14 protein-coding genes are annotated in these 17,742 nt (G+C 71.1%); 8 read left to right on the top strand and 6 right to left on the bottom strand.

Annotation, left to right across the window (positions count from 1 at the left end):
* The first annotated feature begins 16 nt into the window (after positions 1 to 16).
* Both cofD and J7E88_RS25810 read left to right on the top strand, forming a co-directional pair.
* Positions 17 to 973 carry a 2-phospho-L-lactate transferase gene (gene cofD / locus J7E88_RS25815; protein ID WP_215185152.1) on the top strand — a complete coding sequence of 319 codons (957 nt, stop codon included), beginning with the start codon at positions 17 to 19 and terminating at the stop codon, positions 971 to 973.
* The gene (locus J7E88_RS25810) at positions 970 to 2,268 is read left to right on the top strand and encodes a coenzyme F420-0:L-glutamate ligase (protein WP_215185150.1); all 1,299 of its coding nucleotides are present in this window, start codon (positions 970 to 972) and stop codon (positions 2,266 to 2,268) included. Before cofD ends, J7E88_RS25810 begins: the two co-directional genes overlap by 4 nt.
* Positions 2,269 to 2,574: 306 nt before the next feature.
* Here J7E88_RS25810 and J7E88_RS25805 read toward each other — a convergent pair whose 3' ends face one another.
* From J7E88_RS25805 to J7E88_RS25795, 3 genes are all read right to left on the bottom strand, one after another.
* Positions 2,575 to 3,570, bottom strand: coding sequence for a DNA-3-methyladenine glycosylase (locus J7E88_RS25805; protein WP_215185149.1), 996 nt, complete (start codon positions 3,568 to 3,570; stop codon positions 2,575 to 2,577).
* 9 nt (positions 3,571 to 3,579) lie between these two features.
* Complete coding sequence (locus tag J7E88_RS25800) at positions 3,580 to 4,671, bottom strand: NDP-sugar synthase (RefSeq protein WP_215185148.1); 1,092 nt, start codon at positions 4,669 to 4,671, stop codon at positions 3,580 to 3,582.
* Positions 4,672 to 4,775: 104 nt separating this feature from the next.
* Positions 4,776 to 6,095, bottom strand: coding sequence for an N-acetylmuramoyl-L-alanine amidase (locus J7E88_RS25795; RefSeq protein ID WP_215185146.1), 1,320 nt, complete (start codon positions 6,093 to 6,095; stop codon positions 4,776 to 4,778).
* A gap of 129 nt (positions 6,096 to 6,224) precedes the next feature.
* Here J7E88_RS25795 and J7E88_RS25790 point away from each other — a divergent pair, with 129 nt between their 5' ends.
* From J7E88_RS25790 to J7E88_RS25775, 4 genes are all read left to right on the top strand, one after another.
* Positions 6,225 to 6,977 carry a TIGR03089 family protein gene (locus tag J7E88_RS25790; RefSeq protein WP_215185144.1) on the top strand — a complete coding sequence of 251 codons (753 nt, stop codon included), beginning with the start codon at positions 6,225 to 6,227 and terminating at the stop codon, positions 6,975 to 6,977.
* A gap of 236 nt (positions 6,978 to 7,213) precedes the next feature.
* Positions 7,214 to 8,605, top strand: coding sequence for an LCP family protein (locus J7E88_RS25785; protein WP_374196319.1), 1,392 nt, complete (start codon positions 7,214 to 7,216; stop codon positions 8,603 to 8,605).
* Positions 8,606 to 8,826: 221 nt separating this feature from the next.
* Positions 8,827 to 10,599, top strand: a complete 1,773-nt coding sequence (locus J7E88_RS25780; protein ID WP_215185140.1) for an LCP family protein — start codon at positions 8,827 to 8,829, stop codon at positions 10,597 to 10,599.
* Between the two features lie 46 nt (positions 10,600 to 10,645).
* Complete coding sequence (locus tag J7E88_RS25775; RefSeq protein WP_308307606.1) at positions 10,646 to 12,358, top strand: LCP family protein; 1,713 nt, start codon at positions 10,646 to 10,648, stop codon at positions 12,356 to 12,358.
* 66 nt (positions 12,359 to 12,424) lie between these two features.
* Here the strand turns inward: J7E88_RS25775 and J7E88_RS25770 are convergent, their stop codons facing one another.
* Positions 12,425 to 13,438 (bottom strand): glycosyltransferase family 2 protein, encoded by a 1,014-nt coding sequence (locus J7E88_RS25770; RefSeq protein WP_215185138.1) that lies wholly within the window; start codon positions 13,436 to 13,438, stop codon positions 12,425 to 12,427.
* 225 nt (positions 13,439 to 13,663) lie between these two features.
* Between J7E88_RS25770 and J7E88_RS25765 the strand changes: the two genes are divergently transcribed.
* The gene (locus tag J7E88_RS25765) at positions 13,664 to 15,028 is read left to right on the top strand and encodes an LCP family protein (RefSeq protein ID WP_215185136.1); all 1,365 of its coding nucleotides are present in this window, start codon (positions 13,664 to 13,666) and stop codon (positions 15,026 to 15,028) included.
* Positions 15,029 to 15,050: 22 nt separating this feature from the next.
* Here the strand turns inward: J7E88_RS25765 and J7E88_RS25760 are convergent, their stop codons facing one another.
* Positions 15,051 to 15,599: an acyl-CoA thioesterase gene (locus tag J7E88_RS25760; RefSeq protein ID WP_215185134.1), complete on the bottom strand. Its 549-nt coding sequence runs from the start codon at positions 15,597 to 15,599 to the stop codon at positions 15,051 to 15,053.
* A 108-nt stretch (positions 15,600 to 15,707) separates the two neighbouring features.
* Between J7E88_RS25760 and J7E88_RS25755 the strand changes: the two genes are divergently transcribed.
* Positions 15,708 to 16,979: an LCP family protein gene (locus J7E88_RS25755; RefSeq protein WP_215185132.1), complete on the top strand. Its 1,272-nt coding sequence runs from the start codon at positions 15,708 to 15,710 to the stop codon at positions 16,977 to 16,979.
* 193 nt (positions 16,980 to 17,172) lie between these two features.
* Here the strand turns inward: J7E88_RS25755 and J7E88_RS25750 are convergent.
* A partial coding sequence (locus tag J7E88_RS25750) for an acyl-CoA dehydrogenase family protein (RefSeq protein ID WP_285427591.1) occupies positions 17,173 to 17,742 on the bottom strand: 570 nt, incomplete at its 5' end.

Genomic DNA, 17,742 nt, shown 5'->3' with positions numbered 1-17,742 from the left:
CTGCCAAGATGGGCGCATGCGCATTGTGGTTCTGGCCGGCGGTATCGGCGGCGCCCGTTTCCTTCGCGGTCTCCAGCAGGCCGCGCCCGGGGCGGACGTCACGGTGATCGGCAACACCGGTGACGACATCCATTTGTTCGGGCTGAAGGTCTGCCCCGACCTCGACACCGTGATGTACACCCTCGGCGGTGGCATCAACGAGGAGCAGGGCTGGGGACGCAACGACGAGACATTCCAGGTCAAGAGCGAACTGGCCGAGTACGGCGTCGGGCCCGAGTGGTTCGGGCTCGGCGACCGCGACTTCGCCACGCACATCGTCCGCACCCAGATGATCGGCGCCGGCTACCCGCTGAGCGCCGTCACGGAGGCGCTGTGCGACCGGTGGCAGCCCGGCGTACGGCTGCTGCCGATGTCCGACGACCGGGTCGAGACGCATGTCGCCGTCACCCTCGACGGTGAACGCCGGGTCATCCACTTCCAGGAGTACTGGGTCAAGCTGCGGGCGTCCGTGGCCGCCGAGGCCGTCGTGCCGGTCGGCGCGGACATGGCCAAGCCGGCGCCCGGCGTGCTGGAGGCGATCGCCGAGGCGGACGTCGTCCTCTTCCCGCCGTCCAACCCCGTCGTCAGCATCGGCACCATCCTGGCCGTCCCCGGCATCCGCGAAGCGATCGCCGAGGCGGGCGTGCCGGTCGTGGGCCTGTCCCCCATCGTCGGCGACGCGCCCGTGCGCGGCATGGCCGACAAGGTGCTCGCGGCGGTCGGTGTCGAGGCGACCGCGGCGGCCGTCGCCCGCCACTACGGCTCCGGACTGCTGGACGGCTGGCTCGTCGACAGCGTCGACGCGGCCGCCGTGCCGGACGTCGAGGCGGCGGGCATCCGCTGCCGCGCCGTACCGCTGATGATGTCCGACACCGAGGCGACCGCGGAGATGGCGCGCGCGGCTCTGGCGCTGGCCGAGGAGGTACGGGCGTGAGCTCGGCCTCCTACCGGGTGTGGGCGCTGCCGGGCATCGGTGAGGTCCGGCCCGGCGACAACCTCGCCAAGCTGATCGCGGCGACCACGCCCGGACTCGTCGACGGCGACGTCCTGCTCGTCACCTCCAAGATCGTCAGCAAGGCCGAGGGGCGGGTCGTCGAAGCCGCGGACCGCGAGGCGGCGATCGACGCCGAGACGGTACGCGTGGTCGCACGGCGCGGCGCCCTGCGTATCGTCGAGAACCGCCAGGGCCTCGTCATGGCCGCGGCCGGGGTCGACGCCTCCAACACTCCCGCGGGCACCGTGCTGCTGCTCCCCGTGGACCCGGACGCCTCGGCCCGCGCGATCCGCGACGGGCTGCGCGACGAGCTCGGCGTCGACGTCGGGGTGATCGTCACGGACACGTTCGGGCGGCCCTGGCGGAGCGGACTCACCGACGTCGCGATCGGTGCGGCGGGGGTGCGGGTGCTCCACGACCTGCGCGGCGGCACGGACGCGTACAGCAACCAGCTCAGCGCGACCGTGGTCGCCACCGCCGACGAACTCGCCGCCGCGGGCGACCTGGTGAAGGGCAAGGCCGAAGGGCTGCCCGTCGCGGTCGTCCGGGGGCTCGCGCACGTGGTCGACGACGCGGGCCCTGGCGCACGGGCTCTGGTGCGGGGCGCGGCCGACGACATGTTCCGGCTCGGGACGTCGGAAGCGGTACGCGAGGCGGTGACGCAGCGGCGCACGGTGCGCGAGTTCACCGACCAGCCGGTGGACGGCGGTGCCGTGCGGCGCGCCGTCGAGGCGGCGGTCACGGCGCCGGCACCGCATCACACGACGCCGTGGCGCTTCGTCCTGCTGGAGTCGGAGGCGTCCCGCGTCCGTCTGCTCGACGCGATGCGCGACGCGTGGGTCGCCGATCTGCGGCGTGACGGCGCGTCGCCCGAGGCCGTCGCGAAGCGGGTCCGGCGCGGGGACGTCCTGCGGCGGGCGCCCTACCTGGCGGTGCCCTGCCTGGTCGCCGACGGGGCGCACACCTACGGCGACGAGCGCCGGGACACGGCCGAGCGCGAGATGTTCGTGACAGCCGCCGGCGCGGGCATCCAGAACTTCCTGGTGGCCCTCGCGGGCGAGCGGCTGGGCTCGGCCTGGGTGTCGTCGACGATGTTCTGCCGCGAGGTGGTACGGGAAGTGCTGGGGCTGCCGGCCGCCTGGGACCCCATGGGCGCGGTGGCAATCGGTCACCCGTCGTCCCCGCCGCAGCCGCGCCCGCCCCGCGAGGCGTCGTCGTTCATCGAGGTGCGGTAGCCCGCGGGGGTTGCGTTCCTGTGGCGGGGGCCTGGCCCGGGCCCTGCGCCCCGGCCCGGGTGGGGGCAGCCGAGGGGCCCCGCACCCACGCTGCCGCGGAGCCTCGCGACGGATCGGCGGCGAGCCAGGACCAAGCCCCCTCGGACAGCGGAGGCCGGCCCCGGACAGCGGGAAGACCCCGCACCGACGCCTTCGCCGCAGTTCGGCGGCCCCTCCCCGACAGCCGAAGGCCCCACATCCAAGCGCCGCCGCGGGGCCTCGCGACGGATCGGCGGCAGCCAAGGTCACGCCCGGCATTGCCGGCCGTCACCACGCCGCGATGTCCACCCGGCGCATCTTCGGTTGGCGGCGGGGTGGGACGCCGGCGGAGAGCAGGATCAGGCGGGTTGCGCGGTGGCGGTGGCCATCGTACGGGGACAGCAGGTCCAGCATCGTCGCGTCGTCCGCGTTGCGGTCGCCCGCCAGCGCGTAGCCGACGATCCGCGGCAGATGGAGGTCGCCCACGGTCACCGCGTCGGGCGCGCCGTTGCTGCGCTGCACCGTCTCGGCCGATGTCCAGGGGCCGATGCCCGGGATCAACTCCAGCCGGGCCATGGCTGCTTCGGCGGCCATCGTCGCCGCCTCCTCCAGGCGGCGCGCCACCTTCACCGCACGCAGGATCGTCGAGGCGCGCTTGTTGTCGACGCCCGCGCGGTGCCACTCCCAGGACGGGATCATCGCCCAGCCGTGCGGATCCGGCATGACATACAGCCGTTCGTCCGGGCCCGGCGCCGGCTCGCCGTACCGGCGGACCAGCAGCCGCCATGCCCGGTACGCCTCGTCTGACGTGATCTTCTGTTCCAGGATCGACGGGATCAGGGACTCCATCACCAGACCCGTGCGCAGCAGGCGCAGCCCCGGGCGGCGGTGCCGCGACGCGGCGACCAGGCGGTGGTGCGGTGTGAAGTCCTCGGGGGTGTCGCAGGCCCCGAGCAGATCGGGCAGCCGGTCGAGGAGCCACTCCGCGCCCGCTCCCCACGCCTCGGCCTCCACCACGGCGCCCCGGAGGGCGACCCGCAGGGTGCCGGGGCCCTCGGGCGTGCGGCTGGCCCGCCAGACCGAGCCGTCGGCCGTCGTGCGGAACGTCGGATCGGCGGGCCCGCGGCGCAGCGGTCCGAGGACCAGACCGAGGTCGAGGGGCCACGGCGGCGTCCATCGCCGGGTGCGGGCGGCCGACACCTGACGGGGTATCGCGGCGGGTACGCCTGTCGCGCCGCCGCGCCCACCCGCGCGGCCGGCGCCCTGTTCGAAGCGTCCTGCCATGCGTTCAGGCTACTGGTCCGAGGAGAAGCGGACCGCGCCCGCCGGGAGCACCGCGTCGCACCACACCCGTGCGCCGTCCCTGAGCTCGTTGTCCTCTCCGACGACCGCGCCGTCGCCGACGACCACGCCGGACAGCACCGTACGCGCGCCGATCCGCGCGCCTTCACCGACGAGCGAGCCGGATATCACCGCACCCGTTTCCACGACGGCGCCCGCGAGCACCGCGCTGCCGTCGATACGGGCGCCCTCGCCCACCACGGCTCCCTCGCCGACGACCGTGCCGCCGGTCAGCTTCGCTCCGGTGGCCACGCGCGCCGAGGGCAGGACCAGCCGGTCGCCGCGCCGGCCGGGGACCGCCGGGGACGGGGCCCGGCCGAGAACGAGGTCGGCGGAGCCGCGCACGAAGGCGTGCGGGGTGCCGAGGTCGAGCCAGTACGTGGAGTCGACCATGCCCTGCAGATGGGCTCCGGAGCGCAGCAGTTCCGGGAACGTCTCACGTTCGACGGAGACGGGCCGGCCTGTCGGGATCGTGTCGATGACCGAGCGGCGGAAGACATACGCACCGGCGTTGATCTGGTCGGTGACGATCTCCTCCGGCGTCTGCGGCTTCTCCAGGAAGGCCGTGACGCGTCCGGTGGCGTCCGTCGGCACGAGTCCGTAGGCGCGCGGGTCGTCGACGCTGGTGAGGTGGAGGGAGACGTCCGCGCCGGTCGAGCGGTGGGTGTCGACCAGGGCGCCGATGTCGAGGCCGGTGAGGATGTCACCGTTGAAGACGAGCACGGGGTCGTCGGGCCCGGACCGCAGGCGGGAGGCGACGTTGCGCATCGCGCCGCCGGTGCCGAGCGGTTCCTCCTCGGTGACGTACTCCAGGTGCAGTCCGAGCCCCGAGCCGTCCCCGAAGTACGGCTCGAAGACCTCGGCCAGGTAGGAGGTGGCGAGAACGATGTGTTCGACGCCCGCGGACCGTGCCCGCGCCAACTGGTGGGTGAGGAAGGGGACACCGGCCGCCGGGACCATCGGCTTGGGTGTGCGGACGGTGAGCGGACGCAGCCTGGTGCCCTTGCCTCCGACCAGGAGAATCGCTTCTGGGGCCTGGTTCAATGCGGTCTCTGCTTCCTGCTGGGGCCGGGCACGGTCGCTGGTTGGACCGGCCAGTTTATGCAGTGGACGCGGCCGTCACGACGCGCACGGCCCCGGGAAACAGGTCAGCGGCCCTGGTACTTGGCCGATGCCGAACGGGCGGTGCCGAGCTTGCCGTAGAGCCGGCTGCCGGGGCAGTCCGTGTCGAAACCGTCGCGGTGTCCGGAGATGGCGTTGAGCCTGACCCTCGTTCCCCCCGCGTACTTGCCGCTCCCTGCCGAGGTGAGAGTGACTTTGCCCTTCGGGTTGACGCCGTGCAGTCCGAGCTTCCACGCCGTCAGCTTGGCGACCGCCGTCACGGCGGCCGCCGGCGGATTGGAGGAACTGTACGTGCCGAGGACGGCGATTCCGGTGCTGTTCGTGTTGAAACCGAGGGTATGGGCGCCCTTCACCGGCTCGGCCACGCCTCCTGCCCGGCCTTCGTAGATGTCTCCGCACTTGTCGACGACGAAGTTGTAGCCGATGTCGCGCCAGCCGCTGCTCTCGACGTGGTAGCGGTAGATACTGCGGATGACCGCGGGCGCCTGCGAACATGTGTAGTTGTTGCCGGTGTCGGTGTGGTGTACGAAGGCGGCCCTCACGGAGTCCGTGTAGACGAAGCCCTCCTCGCGCAGGCTCTCGTCGGCGCCCCACCCCCTGCGCGTGACGATGCCCGGCCGGGGACCGATGTACGGCTTGGCCGTCACGGGGTCCAGCACGAGGTCGCCCGCCGCCGCGGCCTCAGCCTCGGTGTCCAACCGGTTGAGCGCCGGGATCCCCAGTCCGCCGGCCGGAGCTCGCCCCACCGAGCCCTCGTTGCCCTCGTTGCCCTCGTTGCCCGAGCCCTCGTTGCCGGGGCCGGAGGTGCCGATGTCCGCCGGGTCGTCGCCGGGGTCGACGAGTTCGAGGCGCATCCCCTCCGGCAGCCGGTCCGCCCGGCTGCCGTCCGCCTGGCGCACGCGCACCTCCACGCCGTCGGACGCGCCGACCCACAGGGGCGCGGTGGCACCGCGCACCCGGCCCGACTCGCTCTCCGCGGTGCCGGGGTCGGCGGCGTGCTCCTCGTTGTGGGTCTCGACCTCCTGCCAGGCGGACCAGGTGCCCGAGCCGATGCCGCGGGTGCGGACCTCGACGGTGCCGTCCAGTTCGGCGGCCTCGTCCTCCCAGACGATGCCGACCAGGGAGAAGGGCTCCACGTCCTGGGCGGGCAGGCCCTGCACGGAAGCCTGGAGCCCGCGGACGGAGGGGACTTCGCCGAGCGGCCGCAGCGGCAGGGAACGCGTGCTGCCGGGGACGTCCGGCGTCCGGTCCCAGGGCGAGGCGAGCGCGCCCGGGGTGAGCGAGAGCGGAAGGACGAGCGCGGCCGCGCCCGCCACGGTGATCGAAGATGCCAGGTATCCACGCATGGCAAAAATCGTGGGTCGCGCCGGCGGAGCGCGCCTGCCGGGAAATCGGCCCTGCGCACGGGGCCGACCGGAGGACCTCGTTCACCGGTACGGCGGCCCGCCGCACCCCCTCGGCGTACTCTTGCGCGGATGAACGCCAGCGACCGTACCCCTGCCGACCTGCTGCGATCCGCGCTCGCCGCGGACCCGGCGCGCCCCTTGGTCACCTTCTACGACGATGCCACCGGTGAGCGCGTCGAATTGTCCGTCGCCACCTTCGCCAATTGGGTGGCCAAGACCGCCAATCTCCTTCAGGGCGATCTCTCCGCCGAGCCCGGTGAACGCCTCGCGCTGCTGCTGCCGGCCCACTGGCAGACCGCGGTGTGGCTGCTGGCCTGTTCGTCGGTGGGGGTCGTCGCGGACGTCGGCGGGGATCCGGCCGGTGCGGACCACGTGGTCGCTGGGCCGGGGCAGTTCGAGGCCGGACTCGCCTGCAAGGGCGAGCGGATCGCCTTGTCGCTGGCGCCGTTGGGCCGCCGGTTCCCCACGCCGCCCACCGGTTACGCCGACTACGCGGTGGAGGTGCCCAGTCAGGGCGACCGTTTCGCCCCGTACGCGCCGGTGGACCCGGACGACGTGGCCCTCGTGGTGGGCGGGCTGGAACTGACCGGCACCGAACTGGTCGAACGGGCACGGACGGACGCGCAGCGGCTCGGTCTCGGCCCCGGCTCCCGGCTGCTGTCCGGGCTGCCGTACGACACCTGGGAGGGCCTGTCCGCCGGGCTGTTCGCGCCGCTGGCCGCGTCGGGCTCCGTCGTACTGTGCCGAAACCTGGGCGAGTTGTCCGAGGACGGGCTGGCCAAGCGGATCGAGAGCGAACGCGTCACGGGCACCGCGGTATGACAAGCCACTGAGGTCCACTCATGTGGCGCACACCAGGGCCGAGCCCTCCCGGCCCGGGCGTCAACTGCGATGGATGATCGGCGACAAGCGTGTTCCGCACGCACAACCAAGCGCCAGGTTCAGCCGTCTAGGTCCCTGTCCGGTCGATCAGGCGGGATCAAGATCGGTCGGACAGGGCCCAGCCCTTCGACCGGCGGCCCAGCGCGCAGCCGATGCCATGAGGGATGGACGCACACGTGACGGACAAGGCTGGTACGCCCGCCGAACCGGACGGCCCGACCGGGGACGAGGCCGAGCCGTCGGACCCGGGCGCTGCCACGGACGCGGGCGCGGAGCCCGTGGCCGGCTCCGGCGCGGACGCGCACGTCACCGACGCGGACGCAGGCCCGGACGGCACGGACGGCACGGACGGCACGGACGCGGGCTCCGGCTCCGGCTCCGGCTCCGGCAAGGGGGGCGACGGCCCCGCCGCCGACTCTCCGCACAGGCGGCACTGGCTGCGCTGGGCCGCGCTCGGCACCTCCGTGGTCGTGCTCGCCGCCGCGGGCGCCGGCTGGTGGCTCTACCGCAAGCTCGACGGCAACATCACCACCGACACCTCGGCGGCGGCGGAGCTCAGGGCGTACGAGAGGGAGCGCCCCACCGCGCTCGTCACCGACGCGCAGAACATCCTCCTGCTCGGTTCGGACACCCGGGAGGGCGAAGGCAACGACACGTACGGCAAGGACGAGAACGGCAGCCAGCGCTCCGACACCACGATCCTGCTGCACATCGCCGCGGACCGGCAGAGCGCGACCGCCATGTCCATCCCACGTGACCTGATGGTCACGATCCCGAGCTGCCGCAAGGCCGACGGGACGCGGACCAGGGAGAAGATCGCCCAGTTCAACTGGGCGTACCAGTTCGGCGGCGCGGCCTGCACCATCCGTACGGTCGAGAAGTTCACCGGGATCCGCGTCGACCACCACATGGTGATCGACTTCCGCGGCTTCAAGGACATGGTCGACGCGGTGGACGGCGTCGAGATCTGTCTGACCCAGCCGATCGACGACAAGGCCGCGCGGCTCAGGCTGCCCGCCGGCCGTCAGACGCTGCACGGCGAGGAGGCACTCGGCTTCGTACGGGCGCGCAAGACGCTGGGGAACGGCAGCGACACCGAACGCATGGAGCGCCAGCAGCAGTTCCTGGGCGCGCTGGTCAAGAAGGTGCAGAGCAACGGGGTCCTGCTCAATCCGACCCGGCTCTATCCGGTGCTGGACGCGGCGACCAAGTCCATCACCACGGACGCCGGTCTGGACTCCCTCAAGGACCTTTACGACCTGACCCGATCGATCCGCAACGTACCAACAGAAAAAGTGCAGTTCCTTACTGTTCCGCGCCAGCCCTACCATCTCAACCCGAACAGGGACGAACTGGTCGAACCGGAGGCGGGTGAACTCTTCGAACGACTCCGGGAGGACGTCGAGGTCACGGTCGTGCCGGAGGGCGAGCGGACCGAAGGGGGCGCGGACAGGAGCACGCCCGGGCCGGCGGACCGTGACGGGAAGGTCGCCGAGGACAAGGCCGGGGACCCGACCCCGACGCCGACCTTCTCGGGCACCAACGCGGCCGAGGGCATGTGTGAGTAAAGCAATGGCCAAACGAAGACCGGCAGGTCACATGAATTGGGCGGAATGCCCCCTTGTAAGGGCCGTGGAATTTGTCACGGACGTCGCTCGACGCTGAACTGGGCGGATAGTGTGACGCGATCCGGTGCTTCCGACCCTGTGTCGCGCACTGCTGGATCGAAGGACCGAGCGCCTGTCGGGGGAGGCGCATCGCGTGGCACCGACGGAGGACTCAAGCAACCGTGGATGCACAAAGCCGTGGACGGGCGGACGAGATCGACCCCGCCGACCAGTGGGTGCTGAACCCGCAGACGGGCAACTACGAACTGCGACTGGACCAATCCGCACCGCAGTCATCAGCCTCCTCCAACCAAGCCGCGGGCGCAAGAAGGTCCCGCCGGTCCGCCGAAGCCGCCGACGCCCCCGAAGCGGCGAACGCCGTGCCGGGCCCTGGCACCGCCACGCGCCGCAGGACGGCGGCCCCCGCCCCCGATGTCCCGCCTCAGCGCAGCCGCCGGGCGGGCAACGCCTCGGGCCGCGTCCCGCAGCAGCAGGCCGGCCGGCGCAAGCGCAAGCAGGCCGCCTCGCGCAAGAAGAAGGCGCTGCTGTGGACCGGCGGGACGCTCGCGCTGGTGATGGTCACGACCGTGGGCGCCGGATACCTCTACTACGAGCACCTCAACGGGAACATCACGTCCGTCTCCGACGACAACGCGGGCACCGGCGGCTTCAGCAAGGACCGGGCGATCAACATCCTGCTGATCGGCACGGACAAGCGCACCGGCGCGGGCAACGGCAGCTACGGCGACAAGAACAGTCCTGGCCACGCGGACACCACGCTGCTGCTGCACGTGTCGAAGGACCGCACCAACGCGACCGCGGTGAGCATTCCCCGTGACCTGATCACCGATATCCCGGACTGTCCGACGACACAGGAGGACGGCTCCGAAAAGCTCATTCCCGGCACGGAGGGCACGCGGTTCAACGAGAGCCTCGGCCAGTCCGGCCGTACGCCGAGCTGCACCATGCGTACGGTCAGAGAACTCACCGGCATCACCATGGACCACTTCATGGTGGCCGACTTCAACGCCGTCAAGACGCTGTCGTCGGCGGTCGGCGGTGTGCCGATCTGCCTCGACAAGGACATCAAGGACGACAAGTCCAAGCTCGACCTGCCGGCGGGTGAGCACACCCTGGAGGGCGAGGAGGCGCTCGCCTTCGTCCGCACACGGCACGCCGTGGGCTTCGGCGGCGACCTCGACCGCATCAAGATCCAGCAGCAGTTCCTCAGTTCGCTGATGCGCAAACTGAAGTCGAACGACACGCTCACCAGCCCGACCAAGCTCTTCAAGCTGGCGGAGGCGGGCACCGAGGCCCTGACGGTCGACACCAGGATCGACGACATAGGGAAGCTCCGCGATCTCGGTCTGGAGCTCGGCAAGTTCGACATGAAGAACCTCACCTTCGCCACGGTGCCCGTCCTGGACAATCCGGCGGAGAAGGTCAAGGCGACGGTCGTGCTGGACACGCCCAAGTCGGACGCGCTGTTCTCGATGATCAAGAACGACGTCTCGCTCACCGATGTCGAGCAGAAGAAGAAGGCGGCCAAGGACAAGCAGGCCGCGCTGCTCAAGGGCCCGCGGGCCGAGGCCGCCGACGTCCGCGTCGACGTCTTCAACGGCGGTGGCCCCACCGGCTCCGCGCAGAAGACGCTGGACTGGCTCCAGAACACCGAGGGCGTGCTGAAGTCCACCAACAAGGGCAACGCGCCGGCGGACGTCACCAGGACGACGCTGGAGTACGCGCCGAACCAGGCCGACCAGGCCCGCAAGCTCGCGGACCTGATGGGCCTGCCCGCCGCGGCGCTCAAGCCGGGCACCGAGGACGCCCAGGGACTGGAGGCGATGACGCTGACCCTCGGCCCCGATTTCAAGGGTGCCGGGGTACCCATCACCGGTCCGGCAAAGGCGCCGGTGGATGCGGTGCAGGCGGACAAGAAGATGTGCGCCAAGTGACATCGGACGGCTCATGGGGAGAGCCTGAACACAGGGGGTTCTAGGGGTGGGACACAGCAGCGTGCGTGGGGAGGGGACGCGGCGACGCGGACCGCACGCCCGCGATCTGGGCTGGGACGACAGCCTGTACGAAGAAGGCAGCCCGCGCGAAGAGGAGGCCGGGCGCGTCCCGCGCGCCCGTACGGCTCCCGACGACGAACGGGACGGCGCGGGTGCGCCGGACGCGACGGCGGAGGGCTCGGGCTCCCGCCGCCGCCGGGTACCCCGCCGCGGGAAACGCGGCAGGCGCCGGATACTGCGCGGGATCACCCTGTCCGTGTCCGTCGTCATCCTGGGCACCGCGGGAGCGGGCTACCTGTACTACGAGCACCTCAACAGCAACATCCGCAAGGGTGATCGCAATTCAGCCGGCTCCGACGTGCAGAAATCGGCTCCGAACGCGGCGGGCCAGACGCCGCTGAACGTCCTGCTGATCGGCTCCGACAGCAGGAACTCCAGCGAGAACCTCGAACTCGGCGGTTCGAAGAAGAGCGTCGGAGCGCCGCCGCTCGCGGACGTGCAGATGCTGCTGCACGTCTCGGCCGACCGTAAGAACGCCTCGGTCGTCTCCATCCCCCGTGACACCAAAGTCGACATACCCGAGTGCACCGACTCCGAGACCGGGGACACGCACCCCGCCACAAGGGATCTCATCAACGCGACCCTCAGGCGCGGCGGCCCCGGCTGCACGCTCGCCACCTGGCAGAATCTCACCGGCGTCTACATCGACCACTGGATGATGGTCGACTTCGCGGGTGTGGTGGACATGGCGGACGCGATCGGCGGCGCGGAGGTCTGCGTCAACCACAATGTGTACGACGGCCCCAAGCCGGGTGTGCCCGGCGGCTCCGGGCTCAGGCTCACCAAGGGCACACACGAGATCCAGGGCGTCAAGGCCCTCCAGTGGCTGCGCACCCGGCACGCCTTCGAGAGCGACTTCGGCCGCTCCAAGGCCCAGCACATGTACATGAACTCGGTGATCCGCAAGCTCAAGGACCAGAACGCCTTCACCGACACCGGCCGGCTCGTGGACCTGGCCGAGACGGCCACCAAGTCCCTCCAGGTCTCCGAGGAGATCGGCACCGTCGATAAGCTGTTCGACCTCGGCATGACGCTCAAGGACGTGCCGACCGGCCGGATCGCGATGCTCACCATGCCGCGCATCCCGGACCCGGCCAATCCGGGCAACCATGTGCTGCCGGCACCGGGCGAGGCCGACCGGCTCTGGGAGTTGCTGCGCGAGGACATGCCCGTGGACGGCAAAGCCCCGACGTCGAAGCCGCAGACGCCGGCCGCGCCGAAGGACCCGGCCGCCGATCCGGCCGACATCGGCGTCATGGTCCGCAACGGCACGGGGGACGCGGCCGCGGCCACGCCCCGGCGGGCCGCTGCGGTCACGGGCGTACTGGCGCGGCGGGGCTTCACCCAGGCCTGGGCGGACAAGACCCCCGACCCGCAGAAGCGCACCCAGGTGTTGTTCCCGAGCGCCGAGCTCGAAGGGGACGCCCGCTCGGTCGCCAAGGCGCTCGGGGTTCCCACGAGTGCGGTGAAGAGGTCGACGGACGTGTCCGGCGTGACCCTGGTGGTCGGCACCGACTGGCGTACCGGGGACACCTTCCCCAAGGCCTCACCGGCCGCGGGCCCGCCGAAGAACACCGAGACGGTCATGGGCGACGACAAGGGCGCCTGCATGGACATCTACGCGCCGTACCGGTTCTGAGGACCCGACACACGAACGCCAGTCCGCTCCGTGGGAGCGGACCGGCGTTCGGCAGTTCCGGGCGGGTCAGGCGGCGGTCTTCACCGAGGTGCGGCGGCTGGCGATGACCTTCTTCGCCAGCGAGCGCGGGCTCGTGAGGAAGCCGTACCCCCAGGACATGTGCATCGTCGCCAGCGCGAGGGGGATCTGCAGCCGGGCCTTCGGCGACAGGCCCCTGCCCGCCGGTATCGAGCCGGCCGTGATCGCCGCGACGTAGCCGCCGGGGACGACGAGGGCCCACGGGGTCAGCGTGGCGCCGAGCACCAGGCACGCGGCTATCGCGCACACGGCGATCGGCGGGGCGAGGTAGCGCAGGTTGATGGAGCCCTGGTGGTAGCGGGCGACGACATGGCGCCAGCGGCCGTAGTCCTTGTACTGCCTGGCGAGCGCCCGCACCGAGGGCCGGGGGCGGTACTGCACCCTCAGCTCGGGCGAGAACCAGATCAGCCCGCCCGCCTCACGGATGCGGAAGTTGAGCTCCCAGTCCTGGGCGCGGATGAACTCCTCGTTGTACCCGCCCTGCTGTTCCAGCGCCTCGCGGCGGAACACGCCGAGGTAGACGGTCTCCGCCTCCCCCGCCTCGCCACCGGTGTGGAACGCGGCGTTGCCCACGCCTATCTTCGAGGTCATCGCGGCCGCGACCGCGTCCTCCCAGGCGTTCTCGCCCTCGGCGTGCATGATGCCGCCGACGTTCTGCGCGCCGGTCTCCTCCAGGAGGCGGACCGCGGTCGCGATGTAGTTCGGCGAGAGCATGCCGTGGCCGTCGACGCGCACCACGATCGGGTGGCGCGAGGCCCTGATGGCGGCGTTCAGCGCGGCCGGGGTGCGGCCGGTCGGGTTCGGCACCGTGTGGACCCTGGGGTCCTCGCGTACGAGCTCGGCGGCGATCTCGTCGGTGCGGTCCGTGGACGGTCCGAGCGCGATCACCACCTCCATCTCGCCGTCGTACTCCTGCTCGAGGATGTGACGGACCGAGTTGCGCAGGTGCCGCTCCTCGTTGAGGACTGGCATGATCACGGAGACAGCGGGCATGGCGTTCATCGCCCGCCACGTTACCGCGAACGGGGGACACCCCGGTGCGGCGGCCGGTGCCGCAGATCGTATGGACCTACGGTGCTCAGGATCCCCTGTCGTCGCGGAGGTGTCCCCTTGCCCCCACCGCCCCGGCCCCGCCCCCGCCGCCCGGCCCCGGCTCCGGCTGCGTCGCGCCCGGTGAGGCGGCGTCCGGCCACCCGGCCGGTCCGGCGCAAGCGGCCGCGCTGGGGCATGCGGATGGTGACGGGCCTCTCGGTGCTGGTGCTCGGCATCGGCGGGATCGGGCACGCGGTGGTGACGAGCCTCGAGACCGGGATCGAGCGGGTCGACCCGTTCCGCGACATGAAGAACCGGCCCGGGGAGACCAACGGCACGAACATCCTGGTCGTCGGCACCGACGGCCGGGACCGGATCACGCCCGAGCAGAAGAAGAAGTACCGGCTCGGCGGCGCGCCCTGCCGCTGCACCGACACCGTCATGCTGGTGCACATCTCGAAGGACCGGCACCGCGCCAGCGTGGTGAGCCTGCCGCGGGACAGCTACGCCGAGATCCCCGAGCACACCGATGCCACCACCGGCAAGCACCACAAGCCGCACCCGGTGAAGCTGAACGCCGCGTACGCGGAGGGCGGCCCGGCCCTGACCGTGCGGACCGTCGAGCACATGACGGATGTGAAGATCGACCACTATCTGGAGATCGACTTCACCAGCTTCATGAAGACGGTGGACGCGGTCGGCGGCGTGGAGATCTGCACGGCCCGCCCGATGAAGGACTCGTACACCGGTCTTGACCTGCCCGTCGGCACGCACAAGCTGAACGGCGGCCAGGCTCTGCAGTACGTGCGCTCGCGCCATGTCGACGGGGCGGCCGACCTCGGGCGCATGCAGCGCCAGCAGCGGTTCCTGGCGGCCCTCGTCCATCGGATGACGAGCAGCGGGGTCCTGCTGAACCCGGTGAAGTTCCGCACGGTCACCTCGACGATGCTCGACTCGGTGCGCGCCGACAAGGGCTTCGGCACCGAGCAGATGCTCGCGCTGCGCCGGGCGATGCGGGGCTTCACGGCCGCCTCGTCGGAGTTCACCTCGGTGCCTGTCGGTGATGTCAGCCACCCGGTGAAGGGCGTCGGTTCCACGGTGAAGTGGCACCCGGTGAAGTCCAAGAAGCTGTTCCAGCTGCTGCGTGACGACAAGCCGCTGGCCCCGCACCGCCCGAAGCGCCCGGCTGCCACGCTCGTCGACGTCTCGCCGCAGCAGATCCGGGTGCAGGTCTACAACGGCACCCGGGTCGACGGCCTCGGCGACCGGGTCGACAAGGCCCTGCGCGGCACGGGTTTCGTCACCACCCGAGCCCCGCTCAACAGCGGGAACGGGGCGGTGCGGCGCACCTACGTGACGTACGACCCGCGCTGGGACCGGTCGGCGAAGTCGCTCCGGGCGGCGCTGCCGGGCTCCGAGCTGCGGCCCGTGAAGAACCAGGGGCCGACGCTGAAGGTGATGGCGGGCGCCGACTACAAGGGCGTCACACCGGTGCGGGCGGAGGAGCCGCATCGCGGCGAGTTCGGCGCGGTCACCGGCGACCAGGTGGTCTGCCCCTGAGGGAAACGCCTGCCGGGGGCCGTCAGTCCTCCATGCCCTCCGCGGCGCGCTTCTCGCGGAGCTCCTTGATGGCGCGGCGCCGCGCGAGCCGGTGCGTACGCCGGATCTGCGCCTCCTGGTAACGGCGCCGGTCGCGTTCCGTCTCCGGCAGCACCGGCGGCACCTGACGCGGCTTGCCGTCCGCGTCGACCGCGGCGAAGACGAGGTACGCGCTGCCGACCTGCTGGGCGGGCGTCGACTCGTTCCAGCGCTCCGCCAGGACCCGTACGCCGACCTCCATCGAGGACCGGCCCGTCCAGTTGACCTGGGCCTTCACATGCACCAGGTCGCCGACCCTGACCGGCTCGAGGAACACCATCTCGTCCATGGAGGCCGTGACCGCCGGGCCGCCGGAGTGCCGGCCCGCGACGGCGCCCGCGGCGTCGTCCACCAGCTTCATGATCACGCCGCCGTGCACGGTGCCGAGGAGATTCGTGTCACTGCCGGTCATGATGTGGCTGAGCGTGGTACGTGACGCAGCGGTGGGCTTACCCGGAATTTCATCCTCCGGGCGTGGGGCCTGATCTGTCATGCCCTCCACCATATGCCTGGGCCGCATTGCATCAGCTTCGCTACAGCCGTGGTGGGATTCGACACCCACCCTGTCGGCATGCCGGGCCGCACCTGCACACTGTTCCGCATGAACGACTGGCCCGAAGGATGGACCGACGACGGTGGCAGCGGCAATGGACGCGGCTACGGGCGCGGCAGCTCCGGCGCGCAGCCCGAGGGTGCGCGCGTGATGCGCCATGTCCAGCGCCCGGCCGCGCCTCCGCGCGGCGCCGTGCCCCCGCAGCAGCGCGGATACGACCAGGGCTACGCCGAGCCCGGGTACGACAGCGGCTACAACACGGGCCAGGTCTACGGTGCGCCGGGCGGGGGCGGCAGGGGCGTCCCGCCGCAGGGCGGCCCCTACCGGCAGCCGGCGCCGGCCCCGGACTGGCGGCGCCGACTCAAGATCGGCTCGGTCGTGGTGCTGGTGGCGGTGCTCGGCACTTCGATCGGCACGTACTTCTGGGCCGACTCCAAGGTGCGGCGCGAGGTCGACCTCGCCAAGGTGATCGAGCGGCCGGAGGAGGGCGACTGCACGACGTATCTGATCGTCGGCTCCGACAGCCGTGAGGGAATGACGGCCGAGGAGAAGAAGAAGCTCCACACCGGCTCCGCCGAGGGCAAGCGAACCGACTCGATGATGATCCTCGCGGCCTGCGACAGCGGGAACACCATGGTGTCCCTGCCGCGTGACTCGGACGTGGAGATACCCACCTTCGTGGGCTCGGAGTCCGGCAAGACGTTCCCGGGCACGGGCCGGCGGGTGAAGCTGAACGCGGCGTACGCGGAGGACGGCCCCGAGCTGCTGGTGCGCACGGTCGAGCACAACACCGGCCTGCGCATCGACCACTACGCGGAGATCGGCTTCGCGGGCTTCGCGAACATCGTGGACGCGCTCGGCGGTGTCGAGATGACCATCGACAAGGGCTTCAAGGACAAGAAGTCCGGCGCCGACTTCGCGGCGGGCAAGCAGACCCTCGACGGCGAGCAGGCGCTGGCGTACGTCCGCACGCGGTACGCGTTCGCGGAGTCGGACCTGGCGCGCACCAAGAACCAGCAGAAGTTCCTGTCGGCGATGGCGAGCCAGGCGGCGACGCCGGGCACGATCCTCAACCCGTTCCGGCTGTACCCGACGATGGGCGCGGGACTGGACACTTTGATCGTCGACAAGGACATGTCCCTGTGGGACCTGGGTGAGATGTTCTTCGCGATGAAGGGCATCACCGACGGCAGCGGCACGTCGCTGAACATGCCGACGTCGGGCAGCCGCGGCGGCAACCTGGTCTGGGACAAGGCCAAGGTGCGGCAGCTGGTGCAGCAGATCAAGAACGACGAGAAGGTCACCGTCACCGACAAGTGACGCACCGAACGGCCCCCGGCATCGTGCCGGGGGCCGTTGCGTTTGTACAGCTCAGGGACGGTTTACCGGCCGGCGTCAGCCCAGGATTCCCCAGCATGACGCCCATGATCAGCCCGAAACGGGCCCGAACGGACCGGAAGCCGAACGGCGGCTGGCAACGACTGAAGATGGCCGCTGACCTGCGGAAACCGCTCTACGGCAGGTTCCTCGCCATGACGATCCGCTGGACCTGGTTCGTGCCCTCGTAGATCTGCGTGATCTTCGCGTCGCGCATCATGCGCTCGACGGGGTAGTCCCGGGTGTAGCCGTAGCCGCCGAGCAGCTGGACCGCGTCCGTGGTGACCTCCATCGCCACGTCCGAGGCGAAGCACTTCGCCGCCGCGCCCTGGAAGGTGAGGTCGCTGTCGCCGCGCTCCGACTTGGCCGCGGCCGCGTACGTCAGCTGGCGGGCGGCTTCGATCTTCATCGCCATGTCGGCGAGCATGAACTGGATGCCCTGGAAGTCGGCGATCGGCTTGCCGAACTGCTTGCGCTCCTTGACGTAGCCCTTGGCGTAGTCCAGCGCACCCTGCGCGATGCCCAGCGCCTGGGCCGCGATCGTGATGCGCGTGTGGTCCAGGGTCTTCATCGCCGTCGCGAAGCCCGTTCCCTCCGCACCGATCATGCGGTCGGCGGGGATGCGGACGTTGTCGAAATAGACCTCGCGCGTCGGCGACCCCTTGATGCCGAGCTTCTTCTCCGCCGCGCCGAAGGAGACGCCCGG

The sequence above is a fragment of the Streptomyces sp. ISL-10 genome (assembly GCF_018614575.1).
GTDB lineage: Bacteria > Actinomycetota > Actinomycetes > Streptomycetales > Streptomycetaceae > Streptomyces.
Note: the sequence above shows the minus strand (reverse complement) of the source record. Positions and strands in the feature narration are given on the sequence as shown.